This is a genomic window from Mesorhizobium sp. M1217 (assembly GCF_040318275.1).
Classification (GTDB): Bacteria; Pseudomonadota; Alphaproteobacteria; order Rhizobiales; family Rhizobiaceae; genus Mesorhizobium.
The window spans coordinates 128,243-149,165 of the sequence record NZ_JAMYMA010000016.1 but is presented as its reverse complement, the minus strand read 5'-3'; the positions used below and the strand labels follow the sequence as shown (position 1 = coordinate 149,165).

The following is a 20,923-nucleotide window of genomic DNA, read 5'->3' as shown; positions in this document are numbered from 1 at the left end:
TCAACTGGCCCGTCTGCTTCACTGCCATCGCGATTCCCTCAGACCGTCCACCTCAGAGAATCACAATCAGCGAATTACGCAACAGGCCCCTTGTGGGAGAAGGGGCGCCCGCAACGCTGGCGCTCTCTCCTCACGACGATCCGAAGCACGGGTTGAGACCCGCAGCTCAACCCCTTAAGGGTGGGGCAGCAGAAATCTCGAACGGAATGGTCTCTCATGCCGACAGTCGCCCCGCTCGATCTCGAAGGCCACTGCCTCGCCGCCGTGTTCCTTGGCGACGTGCCGCATTTCGCGCTGGCCGACGGCACAATCCATCGGCTCGACCATGGCCACAAGACGGTGCAGGCCAATGACGGGCTGCTCGCCGCCCTTCACGATGGCGCAAACGACCGGCTGATCACCGGCGGTGAGGACGGCAAGATCTTTGCCGTGACCGCAGGCGGCAATACTGCGGAATTGGCGACCGCAGGCAAAAAATGGATCACCAGCGTCGCCGCCGGGCCGCAAGGCGCTGTTGCCTATGCTTCGGGCAAAATTGCCTATGTGCGTTTTGCTGACGGCAAGACCAGGGAATTCTCGCATCCGCGCTCGGTCGAGGGGCTGGCCTTCTCGCCCAAGGGCATGCGCTTCGGCGTTGCCCGCTACAATGGCGCGACGCTGCATTTCCCGGCCGCCGACGGCAAGCCGGTCGAGCTCGAATGGGCCGGCGCCCACACCGGCATCACGTTTTCGCCGGACGGCGGCTTCGTCGTCACCACAATGCAGGAAAACGCGCTGCATGGCTGGAAACTCGCCGACGGCAAGCACATGCGGATGTCCGGCTATCCCGGCAAGGTCAAAAGCCTGTCGTGGAGCGCCAAGGGCAAATGGCTGGCGAGTTCCGGCGCGCCGGCGGCGATCGTCTGGCCGTTTTCGGGCAAGGATGGGCCGATGGGCAAGGCGCCGCTGGAACTCGGCACGCGCGGCAATGCGATGGTCACCTCCGTCGCCTGCCATCCGAGCCAAGATGTAGTGGCGGTAGGGTATGATGACGGCATGGTGATGGCGGTGCGCTTCGCCGACGCCAGGGAAGTGCTGCTGCGCCGGCCAGGCAAGGGCGCCATCACATCGATGATGTGGGACAAGGAAGAGCGCCGCGTCGCGTTCGGCAGCGCCGCCGGCGATTGCGGCGTCATCGACATTTCCGCCTAGCCCGTTAGTCGGCTCCGCAAGATACTTTGCCGGTCAATTCAGCCGGCTTGCCATCCTTTTCGGCATCGTCCGTTACATCATAGATTGAGAGCAAATAGCGGCCGTCATAGACGCCTTCGTCGCTGGCCTTGGTCAGGATCGCCAGTTCGACATAGTCGTAGGCGTTTTCGACCTGCCGTTCGCGATAGACGAGCAGCCGCAATTCCTTGTTGTCGAGCCAATATTGCGTGAGGTTCTGATCCTCGAACACAGTCTTGCGCAGACTGTCGCCGACTGGCCTGCCCAGAATTTCGAGCTCGCCGCGAAAATTGAAGGTCGGCCCGCCCATGCCTCTGGTGACCCCGGCATCGACCTCAAATTTGACCGCTGCATCCTCGGCGGAACACCAGATGCCGCCGGATGCCAAAGCCGCACCAACCGACGACAGCAGCGTTGCCGCGCAGATGATCGCCCGCACCATCGTGCCCCCTCCAGCCGAAGTGCCATTGGCGCCCGAAGGCGGCTCGCGGTCAAGCGCCTGTTCCATTCAAATGACCGCTGACCCAACACAGGGCAGCCGCCCGCCAATTGCGGTGGCGGATGCCGATTGTCTAAAGTGCGGCGGAGAGGGCCGCCATGAACGTCATCGACCATTCAAAGACCTCCATCGGCGGCATCGGCCCGGCCCGGATTGCCGAGTTGCGCGAGACCGAGGCAGAAGCCTTCCGCCAGGCGCGGCCGAAATCGATGGAGAAAATCGGCAATGGCCTGCCCGGCTTCTTCGGCGGCGTGCCGATGCACTGGATGAACGACTGGCCGACGCCGTTCCCGATCCTCGTTGATAAGGCCAAAGGCACCACCATCAGAGATATCGACGGCAACCGGCTCGACGATTTCTGCCTCGGCGACACCGGCTCGATGTTCGGTCATTCGCCGCCGCCGGTCGCCCGCGCCATCCGCCGGCAGGCCGGACGCGGTCTGACCTACATGCTGCCTGCCGAGGACGCGCTCGCCATCGGCCCGCTGCTGCAACAGCGCTTCGGTCTGCCGTTGTGGCAGATCGCGACGACGGCAACCGACGCCAACCGCTTCGCGCTGCGGGTTGCCCGTGCCGTTACCGGCCGGGAGAAGATCCTGGTCTTCAACGGCTGCTATCATGGCTCGGTCGACGAGACGATGGTCCGGCTGGTCGACGGCAAAGCGGTGAACCGACCGGGACTGGCCGGCGAATTCCGCGACCTGACGCGGGCAACTGATATCGTCGAGTTCAACGATCTGCCGGCGCTTGAGGCCGCACTTCAGGGCAACGATCTCGCCTGCGTCATCGCCGAGCCGGTGCTGACCAATTCCTGCATGGTGCTGCCCGAAGCCGGCTTTCATGACGGCTTGCGGCGTCTCACCCGTGCGACCGGCACGCTGCTTCTAATCGACGAGACGCATACGATCTCGACCGGTCCCGGCGGCTATACAAGCAAATACGGGCTGGAGCCGGACCTGTTCGTGCTCGGCAAGCCGATTGCCGGCGGCATACCGGCGAGTGTGTGGGGCATGAGCGAAGGCGTTGCGGCGCGCTATGCCGCTTATATCAGCCGGAAAGAGCCCGGCTATTCCGGCATGGGGACAACGCTGTCGGCCAATCCGCTGCAATTCGCGGCGATGCGTGCCACGCTCGAAGACGTCATGACCGACGAGAACTACAGCCATATGGACCATCTGGCGCGGCGGCTCGACGCCGGGCTGACTGCCGTTATCGATCGCTATCGCCTGCCCTGGCATGTTGCTCGGGTCGGCGCCCGCGTCGAGTTCATCTGCGCGCCAGGCCCGCTGAGGAATGGCGGCGAAGCCGAGAGGGCGCATGCGCCGGAGCTCGAAGCGGCGATGCATGTCGCGCTGGTCAATCGCGGCGTGCTGATCGCACCGTTCCACAATATGATGCTGATCTCGCCGGCAACTCGCGCCGCCCAGGTGAACCGGCTGATCACCGCCTTCGGCGCGGTTGCGGCAAAGCTTACGGCATGAGACAAGCTGGCAGCATGAAACAAGCGCCCAAGCAAAGTTTGAACCTGGTCACGGCATCCCCTTCGGGCTCGACGCCCACCGAGGCGCAGGCCTTTCTCGACGCCCATCCGGAGATCGAAGCGTTCGACATCGTGCTGACCGACGCCAATGGCGTGGGGCGCGGCAAGATCGTGCGCCGACATGAGTTGATGAGCATCTTCGAGGGCGGCCGGCACATGCCGATCTCGATCCTCGGCCTCGACATCACCGGCGAGGATGTTCACGAGACCGGGCTGATCTGGACGACCGGCGACGGCGACCTGCGGGCGTGGCCGATCCCCGGCACGCTGGTGCCGCTGTTCGGCACCCAGCCGCCGCGCGGCCAGGTGTTGATGGCGATGTACCATCTCGATGGCCAGCCGATGTCGTCCGACCCGCGGCTGGCGCTCGCCCGCCAGGTAGATATCCTCGCGGCCAAGGGCCTGCATCCGGCCGGCGCCTTCGAGCTCGAGTTCTTCCTGCTCGCCAATGAGCGCGATGCCGAAGGCAAGGTGCAGCCGGCGCATGCGGTGCTCGACGGCCGCCGCTCGGCCAAGACAGAGGTCTATTCCGTCGACCATCTGCACGGCATGGAGCCGCTGTTTTCCGACATCTATGCCGCGGCCAAGGTGCAAGGCATCCCGGCCGAGACGGTCATCTCGGAATATGCGCCCGGCCAGTACGAACTGACGCTCAATTACCGCAAGGACGTGATGCGGGCGGCCGACGATCTCGTCATGCTCAAGCGGCTGGTGCGGGCGCAGGCACGCCGTCATGGTGTCACCGCTTGCTTCATGGCCAAGCCGATCGAGAAGTATGCCGGCTCTGGCATGCATTTTCATGTCTCGCTGCTGGATGATGCCGGCAAGAACGTCTTTGCCGAAGCCGGCGGCGAAAGCTGGTCGCTTCCGCTGCTGCGCGGTCTCGGCGGACTGATCCAGACGATGGCGGAATCGATGCTGGTGTTCGCGCCGCACGCCAATTCATGGCGGCGCTTCGTATCGCAATCCTATGCGCCGGTGGCGCCGACCTGGGGCGTCAACAACCGTTCGGTGGCGCTGCGTGTGCCAGCCGGCGATGCCAAGAACCGCCGCATCGAGCACCGGCCATCGGGCGTCGACGCCAACCCTTATCTAGTCGCGGCAACGGTGCTGGCCGGCATCACTAGGGGTCTCGACGAAGGTCTTGACCCCGGCCCTGAAACCACCGGCAATGGCTACGAATCCGCCGTCACGCGCACGACGATGCCGGTCGACTGGCGTGCCGCGATCGAGGCGGCAAGGGCGTCGACCTTCCTCAAGGGCGCATTGGGCGAAGACCTGCACCGGACATTCGTGGCGATCAAGCAGTCGGAATATCTGCGCGTGGCGCGCACGGTCAGCGAACTGGATTATCACCTCTATCTGCACGAGGTTTAGGGCTTCACATCGTCGGCCATCTGCCGGTGAAGGCCCATGCGGAATAATTTCAGCGGAACCTTCGGCGGGCTTTGCTCATTGCGTGTCTGATTGCAGGAGCGAACAAGGCCGCCTTAGTCATGATCGCCAGGATGCAGACAACCCCGACGCCGCACCATGCCAAGGTGCAGTCGAGAGGCTTGCCTGCAAGCAAGTCCCCGGACACGACAGAAATCGACGCCAGGACGATTCCTGAACTGCGCGAAACGGCCAAGATCTGCCGCCGCTGTCCGCTATGGCGCGATGCCACGCAGACCGTGTTCGGTGAGGGTCCTGATAAAGCCAAGGTGATCTTCGTCGGCGAACAGCCGGGCGACCAGGAGGACCTGGCGGGCAAGCCTTTCGTCGGTCCGGCCGGCAAAGTGTTCGACGCGATCCTGGATGATGCCGGCGTCGATCGGCTGAAAGTCTACGTCACCAACGCGGTTAAGCATTTCAAGTTCGAGCCGCGCGGCAAGCGGCGCATCCACTCCAAGCCGAATGCCGGCGAGGTGCAGGCTTGCCGCTGGTGGCTGGACAAAGAGATCGATCTGATCAAGCCCAACCTGGCGGTGGCACTCGGCGCCACTGCAGCGCAGGCGCTGCTCGGCAAGGTGGTGCCGATCATGAAGATGCGCGGGGCGGTAGTGGAGCGCGACGATGGCTTGCGTGTCTTCGTCACCATCCACCCGTCCTTCATTCTGCGCATTCGCGAGCCGGCGGACAAGCGGGCCGAACGCGAGCGGTTCCTGCAGGATATGAGAGCGGTGAAAAGGCTGATGGCGGCCTGAGCTATTTGATCAATATCGCCCGGAGATCGTTGATGTTTGTGCCGGTCGGACCGGGTACGAAAAGGTCATCTACGGCATTGAATGCCGTCCAGGCGTTGTTGCCGGCAAGCATGGCCTTGGCATCGACGCCCGCCGCGCGCATCCGCGAAACTGTCGAGCCGTCGGCGAAGGCGCCGGCATTGTCTTCCGAACCGTCAATGCCGTCGGTGTCGGCGGCCAGTGCGTGCACGCCCGCCATGCCGGTGATGCCGATGGCGAAGGCGAGCAGGAATTCCGAGTTGCGGCCGCCTTTGCCTTTCGCGCGCAGGGTCACCGTCGTCTCGCCGCCCGACAGGATCAGCACCGGCTTTGCAAATGGCCGGCTGCGCGTCGCCACCTCGCGCGCGATTGCGGCGTGGATGCCACCGACCTCGCGTGCCTCGCCCTCGATGGAATCGGAGAGAATGACGGCCTGAATACCTCGGCGCTTCGCTTCGGCCGCTGCTGCTTCCAGCGAGACGCCGGCCGAAGCGATCAGATGCACCTCGTTGCGGATAAAACGCGGATCGTCCGGACGTGGCGCATCGGCCGCCGGCGACTTGATATGCGCCATGACCGAAGCCGGCAGCTTCATGCCATAGGCAGCGATCGACGCCAGTGCGTCCTCACGGCTGCCTATGTCCGGCACGGTCGGACCAGAAGCGACCAGAGCCGGATTGTCGCCCGGAATGTCTGATACCACCAGCGAGACCACCTTGGCCGGATATGCGGCGGCCGCCAGCCTGCCGCCCTTGATGGTGGAAAGGTGCTTACGGATCGTGTTCATCGCGGTGATCGGCGCACCGGAGGCGAGCAGCGCCTCGTTGACGGCGATCTCATCGGCCAGCGTCAGACCTTCGGCGGGTGACGGCAGCAGCGCCGAGCCGCCGCCGGAAATGAGCGCCACGACAAGGTCGTCCGCAGTCAGTCCCTGGACTTTTTCGAGCAGCCGCCGCGAAGCTTCCAGCCCGGCGGCATCCGGCACCGGATGCGCCGCCTCGATGATCTCGATGCGCCGGCAGACCGCGCCATAGCCGTAGCGGGTGACGACCAGCCCTTCGATCGGCCCGTCCCACGCTTCCTCGAAAGCAGCCGCCATCTGCGCCGAGCCTTTTCCTGCACCGATGACGATCGTGCGGCCCTTCGGCCTTGCCGGCAAATGATTCTTGATCGTCCTCTGGGGATCGGCGGCGGCAACGGCGGCGTTGAAGATGGATATAAGGAAGGATTTCGGGTCGAGAATGGTCATACTGAGCTGCCACCGACGTTCTGCGAACTTCTGCGGCGTCTGCGCTGCCCCTCACCCTTACCCTCTCCCCGTCTAGAGACGGGGAGAGGGGGTAGCCAGCGTTGGAGCGCTTCCCTTCTCCCAGTCGCTAGACGGGGAGAAGGTGCCGGCAGGCGGATGAGGGGCGGCGCCAACGTCACGATGTTGCTTCCGGCGGCAGGACCAACTCCTGGTTATCGACGCCCAAATAGGCACAGAGCGCATCGACGACCACACCATGGTCCTCACGCTCCGGCAGGCCCGAGACGGCGATCACGCCGATGACACCGGCGCCCTTGACAGTGATGGGAAAGCCGCCGCCGGCCAGCACGTAGTCGACAATGTCCAGCCCCTCGCCAGGCTTGAAGCTGCGGTCGGGGCGCTGCTGCTCCAGCACCATGCGGTAGGTGCTTTTCAGGAACCGCCGCACGACGTTGATCTTGCGCCGCGCCCAGTCCGGATTGGAAGCGTTCGAGCCGGGCATTGCCGCATAGAACAGCGGCCGATCGAAGGTTCTGATATCGATGATGATCGGCAGGTTCTCGGTCAAAGCCCGGTCGCGGATCGCCGAGCCGATCTCGAAAGCGACAGCCTCGTCGAAGGCGGAGAAAACAAGCGCGGCTTCCTGTTTCTTGATCAGAGCGATGTCGTCCGCAACGGCCATGTCGTTCCCCTGTCAATCTCGCCGCACGCTTTGGCCGATGGCTGCCGTTCGGTCAAGCCGGGACGCCGGGACCAGCTAGGTCGCCATGTCCGCCTTAGCTGCCCGACCGGCGACATAGACCTCGTGCATGGCGCGGTCGTCGCCGAGCGTCTGCAGCAGAAACAATTCCTCGGCGAGCGTGTCCGCCGTCTCCACCCGCAGCCGCATCGCCGGCGTGGCGCGGGCGTCGAGCACGACGATATCGGCGTCGCTGCCTTCCTCCAGAGTGCCGATCTTTTCCACAAGCGACAGCGCCTCAGCATTGCCGCGGGTCAGTTGCCAGAATGACTGAAACGGATTGAGCTTCTCGCCATTCAGCGCGATCACCTTGTAGCCCTCGTCCATGGTGCGCAGCATCGAATAGTTGGTGCCACCGCCGACATCGGTGGCGGCGGCGATGCGGAGCGGCTTCTCGCGGCGGCGATAGCGCTGATAATCGAACAGGCCCGAGCCGAGAAACAGGTTGGAGGTCGGGCAGAACACCGCCACCGAGCCGCTATCGGAAAGCGCATCCGCCTCGCGTTCCGACAGATGGATGCAATGGCCGAACAGGCTTCTGCGCCCGAGCAGCCCGTAATGCTCATAAACATCGGTATAGTCGCGCGCCTGCGGATGAAGCTGCTGCGTGAAGGCGATCTCGGCGTGGTTTTCCGACAGATGCGTCTGCATATGCAATTGCGGATATTCGCGGCAGAGCGCGCCCGCCGTTTCCAATTGCTCGGGTGACGAGGTGATGGCGAAGCGCGGGGTGATGGCATAGTGCTGGCGCCCCTTGCCGTGCCACTCCTCGATCAGCGCCTTGCTGTCGTCATAACCCGATTGCGGCGTGTCGAGCACGCCGTCCGGCGCGTTGCGGTCCATCATCACCTTGCCGGCGATGTTGAGCATGTTGCGGTCATGCGACTCGGCAAAGAACGCCTCGGCCGATTCCTTGTGTACCGAGCAATAGGCGGCGACAGTCGTCGTGCCATGACGCAATACTTCATCCAGGAACAGCCTGGCGATACGGCGGCCATGCTGAGCGTTCCCGAATTTTGTCTCTTCCGGAAAAGTGTAGGTGTTCAGCCAGTCGAGCAGCTCGGCGCCGAAGGAAGCGATGACCTGCATCTGCGGAAAATGCGCGTGCGCATCGATAAACCCGGGCAGCAGCAGATGCGGCCGATGGTCGACCTTTCTTGTTCCCTCGCCCGCCTTTTTCTCGACCTCGGCATAGGCGCCGGCGGCAATGATCCTACCATCGCGGAGCAGCAGGCCGCCATCTTGCTCGTAGCGCCAGGCGGAATGGTCGTCGACGGTTTCGGGCCAGCGCAAAAACGACAGCGTGCGGCCGCGCAGGAGCGTGCTGGTCATTTCCTTGCGCCTTCGAACCATGCCACCAGCAGCGCCCGTTCCTTGTCGGTGATCTGGGTGACGTTGGCGGGCGGCATGGCGTGGCTGCGGCCGGCCTGCAGGTAGATCTCGCCGGCGTGCTCGGCGATGCCGGCATCGGTGTCGAGCATCACGCCCTTCGGCGCGTGGTAGATGCCCTCGTAGGACGGCTCCGCGGCGTGGCACATCGAACAGCGGCCAAGCACCGTATCGCGCACGGCAGGGAAATGCGCCGAGGCAACGTAGACCTGGGCCGCCGCCGACGCCTTCGCCTCGCCGGTCAGCAACTTCGGCACCGTCGACAGCCAGATGATGACCAAGAACAGCACGGCCGCCGCCAGCCAGGTCCAGGTCGGATTGCCTTTGCGCGCATGCCTGGTGTTGAAATAGTGCCGGATCAGCACGCCGATGATGAACACCAGCGAGGCGATGACCCAGTTGAACTCTGTCCCGAACGCCAGCGGATAATGGTTCGACAGCATCAGGAACAAAACGGGCAGCGTCAGGTAGTTGTTGTGCAGCGAGCGCTGCTTGGCGATCTTGCCGTATTTCGGATCGGGCTTACGGCCGGCGATCAGGTCGGCGACGACGATCTTCTGGTTGGGGATGATGACCATGAAGACGTTGGCCGACATGATCGTCGCGGTGATGGCGCCAAGATGCAGGAAGGCGGCGCGGCCGGTGAACAGGTGGGTCAGTCCCCAGGCCATGAATACCAGCACCCCATACAGCACCAGCATCAGGCCGGTGTCGCTGTTGCCGAGCGGCGAACGGCACAGGAGATCGTAGACCACCCAGCCGACGCCGATCGTCGCCAGCGACAGCAAGATGCCTGTAGGCACCGACATGGCAAGCACATTCGGATCGATCAGGAACAGGTCCGCCCCGGCATAATAGACCACGCACAGCATCGCGAAGCCTGACAGCCAGGTGGCGTAGGATTCCCACTTGAACCAGGTCAGGTGCTCGGGCATTTCGGCCGGTGCCACCAGATATTTCTGCACGTGGTAGAAGCCGCCGCCATGCACCTGCCATTCCTCGCCGAAAGCGCCTGCAGGCATGCCCGGGCGTTGGCGCAGGCCGAGGTCGAGCGCGACGAAATAAAAGGACGAGCCGATCCAGGCGATGCCGGTGACGACGTGCAGCCAGCGCACGGCGAAACTCAGCCAATCCCAGAATATCGCGAAATCCATCATGAAAAATCGTCCCTGCCGATCGACTGACTTTACGGACTGGAGCGCAAACGGAAAGGGCTGAGGTGCACGATGACTTTCAAAAAAAATTGGAAAATACTAGGCTGATCATACGCAGCCACATGAGAGCCCCGAAAGCCGCATGGCCTATCTCGATAACATCGCCGTTTTTGTTCGCGTCGTCGAACTCGGCAATTTGTCGGCGGCTGGGCGCGACATGCGCATTTCGCCGGCGGTCGCTTCCAACCGGATCAAGGAGCTCGAGAAGCATCTCGGTGTCAGGCTGTTCAACCGCACGACGCGGCAGTTGATGCCGACCGAGCACGGCACGGTGTTCTATTCCGGCGCCAAGCAGGTGCTCGAGGCGGTCACCGAGGCCGAAGCTGCGGTCAGCGCGTTATCCGGCCAGCCGCGCGGCACCATAAAGGTGACAGCGCCGCTCGGCCTCGGGCGGAGACTGGTGGCATCCGGCATCCCGGATTTCCACGACAGATACCCAGATATCGAGGTGCGGCTCCGGCTTTCCGACCACAATGTCGATATCATGAAGGAAGGCATCGACGTTGCGTTCCGGCTGGGCATCATCGAGGATTCCAGCCTCAGGATGCGCGGCATCATGGACTGCGAGCGAGTGCTGGTGGCGGCTCCGCAATATCTGGAGGCGCGCGGCGAGCCGAGCGAGCCGAGCGAGTTGATCGGCAAGAAGCACGATTGCCTGATGCTGCGCTATTCCGGCGCGCGCGAATATGTCTGGACCCTGCAGACGCGGAACGGGCCGCAAAAGTTCGAGGTGCACGGCCCCTACGATACCGATGACGGCGACGTGCTGACCGGCTGGGCGCTGTCCGGCCGCGGCATCATCAACAAGCCGCGCTTCGAGGTCGAGCCGTTTATCCGCGACCAGCGGCTGAAGGTGATCCTGAGCAAAACGCCGCCGACGCCGGTGCAATTCGCCGCCGTCTACCCGCATAAGAAGCTGCAGGATCCGAAGGTGCGGCTGCTGCTCGACTTCATGGCCGAGCGCTGCCAGCGGCTGATCAGGGATATTCTGGCCGGCAAATGATCGCCGGCTGGCCGGTTGCTTTCCGTCCAGCCGGTGAAGATATTTCTTATGGAATCTCACTCACCAGGGAAGACCGATGGCCAGCGGCGCCACAATGCATCTAGCCGTTTCACTAGCTCCGGAAACTGCTCCCTCCTCTCCGTCCGACGTCGTTCCGGATTTCAGTCTGCTGACGCGGTCCGTGCAAAAAGCCGAAGCGGCCGGCCTGGATATGGTGTTGCTCGCCGATTCCGCGCCGGTTGCAGGCGGACCGAACCGGCAAATGCGCTTCGAAGCAACGACCTTGCTGGCAGCGCTGGCGACGGTGACAAGCAGGATCGGTCTCATCGCCGCGGCGTCAATGGTCGCCCACCAGCCCTATAATCTCGCGCGCCGTTTCGCTTCGCTCGACATTATCAGCCATGGCCGCGCCGGCTGGAACGCCAGCATGATGCCCGACCCGCGCGAGGCGGCCAATTTCAGCCGACCGGAAGGGTTTTCCGGCGACGCATTCCGCCTGCGCGCCGAGGAATTCGTCGGCATCGTGCAAGGCTTGTGGAAAGGCTGGGACGCAGACGCGCTTCTGTTCGACAAAAGTGGCGGCCGCTTCTTCGATCCCGAGAAGATGCACCTTCTCGACCACAGGGGCGAATATTTTTCTGTGCGCGGGCCGCTCAACGTGGCGCGGTCGCCGCAGGACACGCCGGTGCTGGTCATGTCCGGCCTGTCCGAGCCCGACATGGATATCGCAGCCCGCACCGCCGATGTTGTCCTGCTAGACCAGCGATCGATCGACTGGGCTGACGATCTGAAGCGCCGTGCGCTTGGCTTCGGGCGCAGGCCGGAGGGGCTGAAGGTGCTGATGAATGTTGTCACGGATGGCGAGATGGCCGCCATGCCGGATATGTTTGCGGATAGGCTCGAAGAGTGCTTTCGCTCGAAAGCCTGCGACGGTTTCAACATCGCCGTGCCGCTCACGTCGGCGCTCGACGATTTCATCGGTCTCGTGCTGCCGGAGCTTCGCCGCCGCGGCCTTGTCCGGTCCGGCTACAGCGCGGCGACACTGCGGGCCCATCTCGGGCTTGCAGGGGAGGATCGGCAATGAGCGCCGGTCGAGGCCAGATGAAGCTCGGCGCCTTCCTATGGGCGACAGGCCACCACATCGCCGCCTGGCGCCATCCGCAGGCGCATGTCACGGCTGGCATCGACATCGATCATTACATCCAGCTGGCGCGGACGGCGGAAGCGGCGAAGTTCGACATGATCTTCTGCGAGGACGCCGCCGGTGTGCGCGAGGCCAATGTCGACATCGCCAGCCAAACGTCGCGCTCGATTGGCTTCGAGCCGATCAGCCTGCTTGCGGCGCTCGCGGTGCAGACGGAGCGCATCGGCCTCGTCTCCACGGCATCGACGAGTTACAACGAGCCTTACGGGCTGGCGCGGACCTTCCTGTCGCTCGACCATCTGAGCGGCGGGCGTGCCGGCTGGAACCTTGTCACTTCGGCCAGCCAGATCGAGGCCGCCAATTTCGGCTCGACCGGTCTGCGCCCGCATGCGGACCGTTACGGGCGGGCGCGCGAATTCGCTGCCGTGGTTGCCGGCCTTTGGCGAGGCCAGGGTGGACACGAAGGCAGAAGTTTTTCGGTGCGTGACCCGCTCGATCTGCCGCGCTCGCCACAAGGTGCACCGGTCATGGTGCAAGCGGGAGCGTCGGACGAGGGTCGTGACCTCGCCGCCCGGACCGCCGACGTGGTCTTTACGGCGGCGCAGACATTCGAGGAAGCGAAGGCCTTCTACGACGACCTCAAGGGACGGCTGGCTGCCTATGGGCGCAAGCCGGACGACCTCAAGATCATGCCTGGGGTGGCGCCGGTCGTCGCGGCAAGCGAAGCGGAAGCCCGGGCAAAACATGATGAACTGCAGGAGCTGATACCGGACGATGTCGGCGTTGCGCTGCTTTCCAGCTATCTCAGCATATCCGATCTCTCGCGCTATCCCATCGACGGACCGCTGCCGCAGCTGCCGGCCAGCGAAGGCATGCAGAGCCGGCAGGCGCTCGTCATCGAGCAATCGCGCCGCGACAACCTGTCTATTCGCCAGCTTGCCCGTCATTTCGCCGGCGCGCGCGGCCATTGGCGCGTCGTCGGAACTCCGGCCCAGATCGCCGACCAGCTCGCAGCACGCTTCGAGGGCGGCGCGGCAGACGGTTTCAACGTGATGCCATCCTATTTTCCCGGCGAACTCGATGCCTTTGCCACGCTTGTCGTGCCGGAGCTGCAGCGGCGCGGTCTGTTCCGTACGGATTATGACGGCAGCACGCTGCGCGACCATCTGGGCTTGAAAAGGCCGGCGTAAACGACGAGCGGAACGAAAGTCGGAGATCGCCGTTTTGGGATGCTGTGCCGCGGCGATGAGGGCGTCTGCGCGCATGTTCGATTGACCTTCCACAAACTTCGCCCTCTTCAAACCACGCGGACGCAACCGCCACAGGAGCCGATCATGGATGCCATCGCCACCCGCAACGACCTGCAATCCAATGCCAAGAAAGAGTGTATCGATCTTCTCAACGCCCGCCTCGCCGACGCCATAGATCTGGCCTTGATCACCAAGCAGGCGCACTGGAACGTCAAGGGGCCGCAATTCATCGCCATCCATGAGATGCTCGACACGTTCCGCGAGGAGATCGACGGACATGTCGACACCATTGCCGAGCGCGCCGTACAGCTCGGCGGCACGGCGCTCGGCACATCGCAGGAGGTGTCGAAGGCGACTATGCTCGAGGCCTATCCGACCGACATCCACAAGACCCGAGATCATCTGGCGGCGCTGATCGACCGCTATGCCGCGACCGCCAAGCGGGCCCGCGCGGCGATCGACGAAGCGGCGGGAGCGGGCGACGCCGACACCGCCGACATCTTCACCGCCTATTCACGCTCGCTCGACAAATTGCTGTGGTTCCTCGAGGCACACACGCAGGAACAGGAATAGAAGGAAACGTCAGCCCGCCATCGCCTTGCCACGACGTGCTTTGGACGGAGCTGCCGGTTCTATCGCGTGGGCGGCCAACGCCGTCATGATCTCGGCTGCGGCGAGTGCGGCGATCACTTGCGGGCGCTTGTCCTTGACGGCATCGCCGCCGATCGGCGAGACGAGGCGGTCAAATTCCGCCTCGCTTCCGTCCGCCGACTTAAGGAACCAGTTCCGAAACGTCGCCTTCTTGGTTCTGGAGCCTATCATGCCGACATAGGCGGCATCCCGGCGTTTCAGCGCCTCGGCGACGATCAGGAAATCCAGCGCGTGGTCATGGGTAAGGACGACGAAGGCGGATCCAGCCGGGGCTTCGCGCACCATCGCCTCAGGCATCGGCGTCAAACAGGTTTCGACCGTGTCTGGCATGCCCTCCAGCGCTTCGGCTCGCGTCTCGACAATGACGACATGCACCGGCAGCAAAGCCACCGCCGAGGCCAGCGCATGGCCGACATGGCCGCCGCCGAAGATGTAGACATGCGGCAGCTGCGCCTCCTCGGCTTCCGCCGCCGCGACCAACTTGGCCTCAAGCGCGGCGTCAACCAGCCGGATCAGCACCTCGACCCTGCCGCCGCAGCACTGCCCGATCTCCGGGCCGAGCGCGACGTCGAGCGTCGCGACAGCGTTGCGGCCAGCCCCCTTCTCCCCGTAACTATACGGGGAGAAGGGGCCGGCAGGCGGATGAGGGGCGGCGCCAGCCTCGACAGATTCGCCAGAACCTGAGGCCGATCGACCAAGCATCTGCCGCGCTTTGTCGATCGCCATATATTCGAGCTGGCCGCCGCCGATCGTGCCGAAAGTGGCCGATCCTGAGACGAGCATGAAGGCACCCCTCTCGCGCGGCGTCGAGCCTTTTGTCCCGGCCACCTCAACCAAGGCGACCCGGCAGGCACCGGCAAGAAAGGCTTTCAGGCTCTGCATTTTCGCGTTCATCATTCGCGTTCCCTGTTGGGAAATATAGAGTTTTTCGGCCTGAATTGCACGTTTTCCGGGATTCAAGTGCCGGTCCTGGCTTCTCGCTTCAGCCGTTCGATCGCCATCAGCACCCGTTCCGGCGTGGCAGGCGGGTCAAGGCGCGGGCAGATCTTGTGGCCAGCAACGCTCGCCACCGCATCCGACAGCGCATGCAGCACCGACATTGCGAGCGGAAAGGGCGGCTCGCCGACCGCCTTGGAGCGGTGCACCGTCGGCTCGCCTGCTTCCGCCCAGTCGGCCAACGTGATGTTGAAAATCTTCGGCCGGTCCGAAGCGAGCGGGATCTTGTAGGTCGACGGCGCATGGGTGCGCAGCCGCCCCTTGTCGTCCCACCACAGTTCCTCCGTGGTCAGCCAGCCCATGCCCTGGATGAAGCCGCCCTCGATCTGGCCGAGGTCGATGGCGCGGTTCAGCGAACGCCCGGTTTCGTGCAGAATATCGGTGCGCTCGACGACATATTCGCCGGTCAGCGTGTCGACCGAAACTTCCGAGCAAGCCGCGCCATAGGCGAAATAATAGAAGGGGCGACCCTCGCCCTTGTCGCGGTCCCAATGGATTTTCGGCGTCTTGTAAAAGCCAGCCGCCGAAAGCTGGATGCGCGCCATATAGGCCTGCCTGACGAGATCGGCGAAGGCGATCTCCTGGTTACCGATGCGCACCCGGTTTGGCAGGAACAGCACCTGGTCGCGCGGCACCTGGAATTTCTCGGCGGCGAAATTGGTCAGCCGGTCCTTGATCTGGCGGGCGGCGTTCTGCGCCGCCATGCCGTTGAGGTCGGAGCCGGAAGACGCGGCAGTGGCCGAGGTGTTCGGCACCTTGCCGGTCGTCGTCGCGGTGATCTTGACCTGATCGAGGTCGATCTGGAACTCTTCCGCCACAACCTGCGCCACCTTGACATAGAGGCCCTGCCCCATCTCGGTGCCGCCGTGGTTCAGGTGCACTGAACCATCGGTATAGACATGCACCAGCGCGCCGGCCTGGTTGTAATGGGTGGCGGTGAACGAGATGCCAAACTTGACCGGCGTCAGCGCCAGTCCCCGCTTGATGAAGCGGCTGTTGGCATTGAAAGCATCGATGGTGCGGCGGCGCCTTGCATAGTCGGAACTCGCCTCCAGCTCGGCGACGATGCGGTGGATGATGTTGTCCTCGACCGTCTGGTGGTAGGGCGTGATGTTGCGGTCGCAGGTGCCGTAGAAATTCTTCTTGCGGATTTCGAGCGGGTCCTTGCCGACGGCAAACGCGACTTCGTCGATGACGCGCTCGGCGCCGACCATGCCTTGCGGGCCGCCGAAGCCGCGAAAGGCGGTGTTCGATACCGTATTGGTGTAGAGCGGCGCCGATTGCGCGTGCACCGCCGGCCAGAAATAGGTGTTGTCGCAATGGAACAGCGCGCGGTCGGTGACCGGGCCGGAGAGGTCGGCCGAGAAGCCGCAGCGCGCCGCGAACATGAAATCTACGCCGAGAATATTGCCCTCATCGTCGAAGCCGACCTCGTAGTCGACGAGGAAATCGTGGCGTTTGCCGGTGGCGATCATGTCGTCGTCGCGGTCGGGCCGGATTTTCACGGCCCGATGATGTTTCTTCGCGGCGATAGCGGCCAATGCCGCAAACTGATTGCCTTGCGTTTCCTTGCCGCCGAAAGCGCCCCCCATCCGGCGGATTTCCACCGTCACCGCGTGGCTCGGAACACCGAGCGCATGGCTGACCATGTGCTGGATTTCGCTCGGGTGCTGGGTCGAGGAATAGATGGTGACGTCGTGGTCCTCGCCAGGGATGGCCAAGGCGATATGACCCTCGAGATAGAAATGCTCCTGGCCGCCGATGCGCATCTGCCCTTTCAGCCGGCGTGGCGCTGCCTTGATCGCAGCCGCTGCATCACCGCGCTTCAGGGTCAGCGGCGGCGTGACCAGCTTGTCTTTCCGGGGATCGAGCTCGCCAATATCGGCGACGAACGGCAATTCCTTGTATTCGACCTTGGCCAGCCTCGTCGCCCGGCGCGCCTGCTCGCGGGTTTCGGCGATGACGCAGAAGATCGGCTGGCCGAAGAATTGCACCTTGCCGTCGGCAAGCACCGGCTCGTCGTGGCGGCCGGTCGGCGAAATATCGTTTTCGCCGGGCACGTCGCTCGCCGTCAGCACGTCGATGACGCCGGGTGCGGCGCGGACCCCCGACAGGTCCATGCTGGTGACGGTGGCATGCGTCGCCGCCGAAAGCCCAAGACAGCCGTGCAGCGTGCCGGCCGGTTCCGGCATGTCGTCGATATAGACGGCCGTGCCACTGACATGCTTGTGCGCGGAATCATGGCGCTGATCGGTGGCGACGCCGCCGGCGATTTTTTGCGCCTTCAAGTTCGGAGTGGCGTGCTTGTTCATCATGCCGCCTCGTGCCGTGATACCTGGATCGGCGCCCGGGTGCCCATGGTTTCGGCAAAGAAGCGCAGCAGCAGGTTGCGCGCCGCCAGCGCCCGGTATTCGGCGCTTGCCCGCATGTCGGTCAGCGGGGTGAAATCGCCGGCGTACGCGGCCATCGCCGCCTCGACCGTCGCTTCCGTCCAGGGCTTGCCAAGCAATGCCTTTTCTACGCCAAAGGCGCGCTTCGGCGTTGCCGCCATGCCGCCATAGGCGATGCGTATCTCCGCCACCGTGCCGTCCGCGGCCAGCGTCAGGAAAAACGCGCCTAGCGCTGCGGTGATGTCTTCGTCGCGGCGCTTGGTGATCTTGTAGACGGCAAATTTCGTCTCGCTGCCCGGCAGTGGAACATGCACGGCCTCGACGAATTCGCCGGGCTGCCGGTCCTGTCGGCCATAGGCGATGAAAAAATCTTCGAGTGGGATCGTCCGCCGCTTGTGGCCGCGACGCAGCGTCATGCGGGCGCCGAGTGCGATCAGCGGCGGCGGCGTGTCGCCAATCGGCGAACCGTTAGCGATATTGCCGCCGATGGTGCCCATGTTGCGCACCTGATCGCCGCCGATGCGATCGAACAGCGGGCCTAGCGCCGGGATGCATTTTGCCAGCGTCGAGAAGGCTTCGCTATAGGTGACACCGGCGCCGATCGAGATGACGCCCTTGTCCTCGGACATCCCGCACAGACCATCGAGATTGCCGATGAAAACCGCCGGCGAAATATCGCGCATGTGCTTGGTCACCCAAAGGCCGATATCGGTCGAACCGGCGACGATAGTGGCGCCCGGCTCCTCGACCAGCACGCTGGCGAGATCGTCGGCATTGGCCGGCACGATCAGCCGCTTGTTGCCGGAGCCGATCTCAATGCGCGAACCGTCCTTCATCGCGTCGAGCTTGGCCGTGACTGCCTTGCGCTCGGCCGCCAACGGGTCCTTTGCCGCCTTGCCGTAGCTGGAGATGGCACGTGCGGCGCGCATGATCGCCTCGTAGCCGGTGCAGCGGCAGAGATTGCCTTGCAGTGCCTTTTCGATGGCGGCGTCCGACGGCTCCGGCGACCGCATCCACAGCGCATAAAGCGACATGACGAAACCCGGCGTGCAGAAGCCGCATTGCGAGCCGTGGAAATCGATCATCGCCTGCTGCACGGGGTGCAGTTTTCCTGCGTCGCCGCGCAGATGCTCGATGGTCACGACATGCGTGCCGTCTAGCGAGCCAAGGAAGCGGATACAGGCATTGACGCTTTCATAGACCAGTGTTCCACCGGAGAGCCTGCCGACCAGCACCGTGCAGGCGCCGCAGTCGCCCTCGGCGCAACCTTCCTTGGTGCCGCGCAGCGAGCGGTCGAGCCGCAGCCAGTCGAGCAGTGTCTGGTCGGGTGCAACCGTGCCGAGCGCGACGTCCTCGCCATTGAGGATGAACCGGATTTCGTTGCGTGTCTTGATCCCGGCCATCTCAGCTTCCCCGGTAGGTCGAATAGCCGTACGGCGACAGAAGCAGCGGCACATGATAGTGCATCGGCTCGGCCATACCGAAGCGGATGGGCACATGGTCGAGAAAGGCCGGTTCCGGCAGTTTTGTCCCCTGCCGGCGCAGATAATCGCCGGCCGCAAAGACCAATTCGTATTCGCCGGTACGGAACTCCGCGCCGGCAAGCAACGGAGCATCGCAACGGCCGTCATCATTGGTGACGACCGTTTTCAGATGCGTCCGGGCCTGGCCGTCAAGATGATAGAGCTCAATCGACAGACCGGCCGCCGGTTTGCCGGCCGCGGTGTCGAGGACATGGGTCGTCAGGCGCCCGCCTTCGGCTTTCGACGTTTCCGCCACTGGCTGCTCCATTCCCTGCACAGTCGAACACTATTCATGAATTGTGCGCCAATTAAAGGCGATGCATAAGTCCCGGTCGAGCGGAGCGCGACAAAAACACTTTCAAAAATTTCGGGGGAATGCGCAGGCACTCCTTTCGACTATCCTGATCACAATTTCCGGCAGGAGCGAGAATGCGTTACGAACGAGACATGCGCGGCTACGGAGCCAATCCGCCGGATCCGAAATGGCCCGGCGGGGCGCATGTCGCGGTCCAGTTCGTCGTCAATTACGAAGAGGGCGGCGAGAATTGCGTCCTGCACGGCGACAAGGCCTCGGAGGCTTTCCTGTCGGAGATCGTCGGCGCCGCGCCCTGGCCCGGCCAGCGCCACTGGAACATGGAATCGATCTACGAATACGGCGCCCGCGCCGGCTTCTGGCGATTGCTGCGCCTGTTCAGCGCGGCACAGGTGCCGGTCACCTGCTACGGCGTCGCCACGGCCCTGGCGCGCTCGCCCGACCAGGTCGCAGCGATGCAGGAGGCCGGCTGGGAGATCGCCTCGCACGGGCTGAAATGGATCGACTACCGCGACCACGCGCCAGAAGACGAGCGCCGCGACATGGAAGCGGCGATACGGCTGCATTATGAGGTGACAGGCGCGCGGCCGACCGGCTGGTACACCGGCCGCACGTCGATCAACACGGTGCGTCTGGCGGCGGAAGAAGGCGGCTTCGACTATGTGTCGGACACCTATGACGACGAACTGCCCTACTGGTTCGAGCATGTGACACCGAACGGGTCGGCGAAGCCGCAGCTGGTCATCCCCTATACGCTCGACGCCAACGACATGCGCTTTGCCACGCCGCAGGGCTTCAACTCCGGCGACCAGTTCTTTGCCTATCTCAGGGATAGTTTCGACACGCTCTATGCCGAGGGCAAGGCAGGGCGGCCGCGCATGATGAATATCGGCCTGCACTGCCGCCTGGTTGGGCGGCCGGGCCGGGTCGCGGCACTGAAGCGCTTCATCGACTACGTCAAATCACACGACAAGGTCTGGCTGGCACGGCGCATCGACATTGCAAAACATTGGCAGGAGACGCATCCGTTCCGGTTGCCGGCATTGCGCCCGTCGAAAATGGAATTCGAGGCCTTCGTCCACGCATTCGGCGGCGTCTTCGAACATTCGCCGTGGATTGCCGAGCGCGCCTACGAGTTGGAACTCGGCCCGGCGCATGACAGTGCCGGCGGCCTGCACAACGCGCTCTGCCGCGTCTTTCGCGCGGCCAGCGAGGCCGAGCGGCTTTCCGTGCTCAATGCCCACCCCGACCTTGCCGGAAAACTGGCGCAGGCCAAGCGGCTAACCGCGGAATCCTCCAGGGAACAGGCTTCGGCCGGGCTAGACGCGCTGACCGACAACGAGCGCGAGCTGTTCGCAAAGCTCAATGCCGCCTACGTCACCGGTTTCGGTTTCCCGTTCATCATTGCGGTGAAGGGCAAGACCAAGGAGGACATCCTGGCCGAGTTCGAAACGCGTATCGGCAACAGCCGCGATGTCGAATTCGAAACCGCCTGCAGACAGGTCGAGCGCATCGCGCTGCTTCGTCTCAAGGACATGCTTCCACAATAGGCTTTGGCTGCCGCGATGGGCCCTGGCTTCCGCAACAGGCTTGAATTTATGGATATGATG

The 20,923-nt window shown here is 63.8% G+C and carries 18 protein-coding genes; 9 read left to right on the top strand and 9 right to left on the bottom strand.

All coding sequences use genetic code 11. The annotated features are described in order from the left end of the window. Nucleotides 1-216 precede the first annotated feature (216 nt). Nucleotides 217-1,191 (top strand): WD40 repeat domain-containing protein, encoded by a 975-nt coding sequence (locus tag NKH37_RS24995; RefSeq protein ID WP_352817178.1) that lies wholly within the window; start codon nt 217-219, stop codon nt 1,189-1,191. Nucleotides 1,192-1,195: 4 nt separating this feature from the next. Here NKH37_RS24995 and NKH37_RS24990 read toward each other — a convergent pair whose 3' ends face one another. Beyond that, nucleotides 1,196-1,717 (bottom strand): hypothetical protein, encoded by a 522-nt coding sequence (locus NKH37_RS24990; RefSeq protein WP_353005955.1) that lies wholly within the window; start codon nt 1,715-1,717, stop codon nt 1,196-1,198. 89 nt (nt 1,718-1,806) lie between these two features. Between NKH37_RS24990 and NKH37_RS24985 the strand changes: the two genes are divergently transcribed. From NKH37_RS24985 to NKH37_RS24975, 3 genes are all read left to right on the top strand, one after another. Continuing rightward, a complete protein-coding gene (locus NKH37_RS24985; RefSeq protein WP_353005956.1) occupies nt 1,807-3,189 on the top strand; it encodes an aspartate aminotransferase family protein in 1,383 nt (460 codons plus the stop codon). A 14-nt stretch (nt 3,190-3,203) separates the two neighbouring features. Continuing rightward, on the top strand, nt 3,204-4,625 hold the full coding sequence (locus NKH37_RS24980; RefSeq protein ID WP_353005957.1) for a glutamine synthetase family protein: 1,422 nt from the start codon (nt 3,204-3,206) through the stop codon (nt 4,623-4,625). Between the two features lie 86 nt (nt 4,626-4,711). Then, nucleotides 4,712-5,434, top strand: coding sequence for a UdgX family uracil-DNA binding protein (locus NKH37_RS24975; RefSeq protein WP_280940411.1), 723 nt, complete (start codon nt 4,712-4,714; stop codon nt 5,432-5,434). 1 nt (nt 5,435) lies between these two features. Here the strand turns inward: NKH37_RS24975 and NKH37_RS24970 are convergent, their stop codons facing one another. The 4 genes from NKH37_RS24970 to NKH37_RS24955 all read right to left on the bottom strand — a co-directional run bounded on the left by NKH37_RS24970 (nt 5,436) and on the right by NKH37_RS24955 (nt 9,986). Next, nucleotides 5,436-6,701 (bottom strand): glycerate kinase type-2 family protein, encoded by a 1,266-nt coding sequence (locus NKH37_RS24970; RefSeq protein WP_352789371.1) that lies wholly within the window; start codon nt 6,699-6,701, stop codon nt 5,436-5,438. Nucleotides 6,702-6,876: 175 nt separating this feature from the next. After that, entirely contained in the window at nt 6,877-7,383 is a 507-nt protein-coding gene (locus NKH37_RS24965; RefSeq protein WP_352484371.1) for a heme-degrading domain-containing protein, read from the bottom strand. A 75-nt stretch (nt 7,384-7,458) separates the two neighbouring features. Then, complete coding sequence (guaD, locus tag NKH37_RS24960) at nt 7,459-8,772, bottom strand: guanine deaminase (protein WP_353005958.1); 1,314 nt, start codon at nt 8,770-8,772, stop codon at nt 7,459-7,461. Continuing rightward, nucleotides 8,769-9,986 (bottom strand): urate hydroxylase PuuD, encoded by a 1,218-nt coding sequence (locus NKH37_RS24955; protein ID WP_023718072.1) that lies wholly within the window; start codon nt 9,984-9,986, stop codon nt 8,769-8,771. The genes guaD and NKH37_RS24955 overlap by 4 nt, the downstream gene beginning before the upstream one ends. A gap of 139 nt (nt 9,987-10,125) precedes the next feature. On the opposite strand from NKH37_RS24955, the gene NKH37_RS24950 reads away from it, so the two are divergent. From NKH37_RS24950 to dps, 4 genes are all read left to right on the top strand, one after another. Further along, nucleotides 10,126-11,046 carry a LysR family transcriptional regulator gene (locus NKH37_RS24950; protein WP_023718073.1) on the top strand — a complete coding sequence of 307 codons (921 nt, stop codon included), beginning with the start codon at nt 10,126-10,128 and terminating at the stop codon, nt 11,044-11,046. A 76-nt stretch (nt 11,047-11,122) separates the two neighbouring features. Beyond that, nucleotides 11,123-12,130, top strand: a complete 1,008-nt coding sequence (locus NKH37_RS24945; RefSeq protein ID WP_353005959.1) for an LLM class flavin-dependent oxidoreductase — start codon at nt 11,123-11,125, stop codon at nt 12,128-12,130. Then, on the top strand, nt 12,127-13,380 hold the full coding sequence (locus tag NKH37_RS24940; RefSeq protein ID WP_352547948.1) for an LLM class flavin-dependent oxidoreductase: 1,254 nt from the start codon (nt 12,127-12,129) through the stop codon (nt 13,378-13,380). The genes NKH37_RS24945 and NKH37_RS24940 overlap by 4 nt, the downstream gene beginning before the upstream one ends. 144 nt (nt 13,381-13,524) lie before the next feature. Continuing rightward, the gene (gene dps, locus NKH37_RS24935; RefSeq protein ID WP_023718076.1) at nt 13,525-14,013 is read left to right on the top strand and encodes a DNA starvation/stationary phase protection protein Dps; all 489 of its coding nucleotides are present in this window, start codon (nt 13,525-13,527) and stop codon (nt 14,011-14,013) included. Between the two features lie 9 nt (nt 14,014-14,022). On the opposite strand, the gene xdhC is transcribed toward dps, so the two are convergent. From xdhC to uraH, 4 genes are all read right to left on the bottom strand, one after another. Further along, nucleotides 14,023-14,985: a xanthine dehydrogenase accessory protein XdhC gene (xdhC, locus tag NKH37_RS24930; protein ID WP_353005987.1), complete on the bottom strand. Its 963-nt coding sequence runs from the start codon at nt 14,983-14,985 to the stop codon at nt 14,023-14,025. Nucleotides 14,986-15,047: 62 nt separating this feature from the next. Further along, on the bottom strand, nt 15,048-17,399 hold the full coding sequence (xdhB, locus tag NKH37_RS24925; RefSeq protein WP_353005988.1) for a xanthine dehydrogenase molybdopterin binding subunit: 2,352 nt from the start codon (nt 17,397-17,399) through the stop codon (nt 15,048-15,050). Then, nucleotides 17,399-18,880 carry a xanthine dehydrogenase small subunit gene (gene xdhA, locus NKH37_RS24920; RefSeq protein ID WP_353005960.1) on the bottom strand — a complete coding sequence of 494 codons (1,482 nt, stop codon included), beginning with the start codon at nt 18,878-18,880 and terminating at the stop codon, nt 17,399-17,401. The genes xdhB and xdhA overlap by 1 nt, the downstream gene beginning before the upstream one ends. A 1-nt stretch (nt 18,881) precedes the next feature. Continuing rightward, nucleotides 18,882-19,256, bottom strand: coding sequence for a hydroxyisourate hydrolase (uraH, locus tag NKH37_RS24915; RefSeq protein ID WP_023676223.1), 375 nt, complete (start codon nt 19,254-19,256; stop codon nt 18,882-18,884). Nucleotides 19,257-19,429: 173 nt separating this feature from the next. On the opposite strand from uraH, the gene puuE reads away from it, so the two are divergent. Beyond that, complete coding sequence (gene puuE / locus NKH37_RS24910) at nt 19,430-20,863, top strand: allantoinase PuuE (protein ID WP_023718080.1); 1,434 nt, start codon at nt 19,430-19,432, stop codon at nt 20,861-20,863. Nucleotides 20,864-20,923 lie beyond the last annotated feature (60 nt).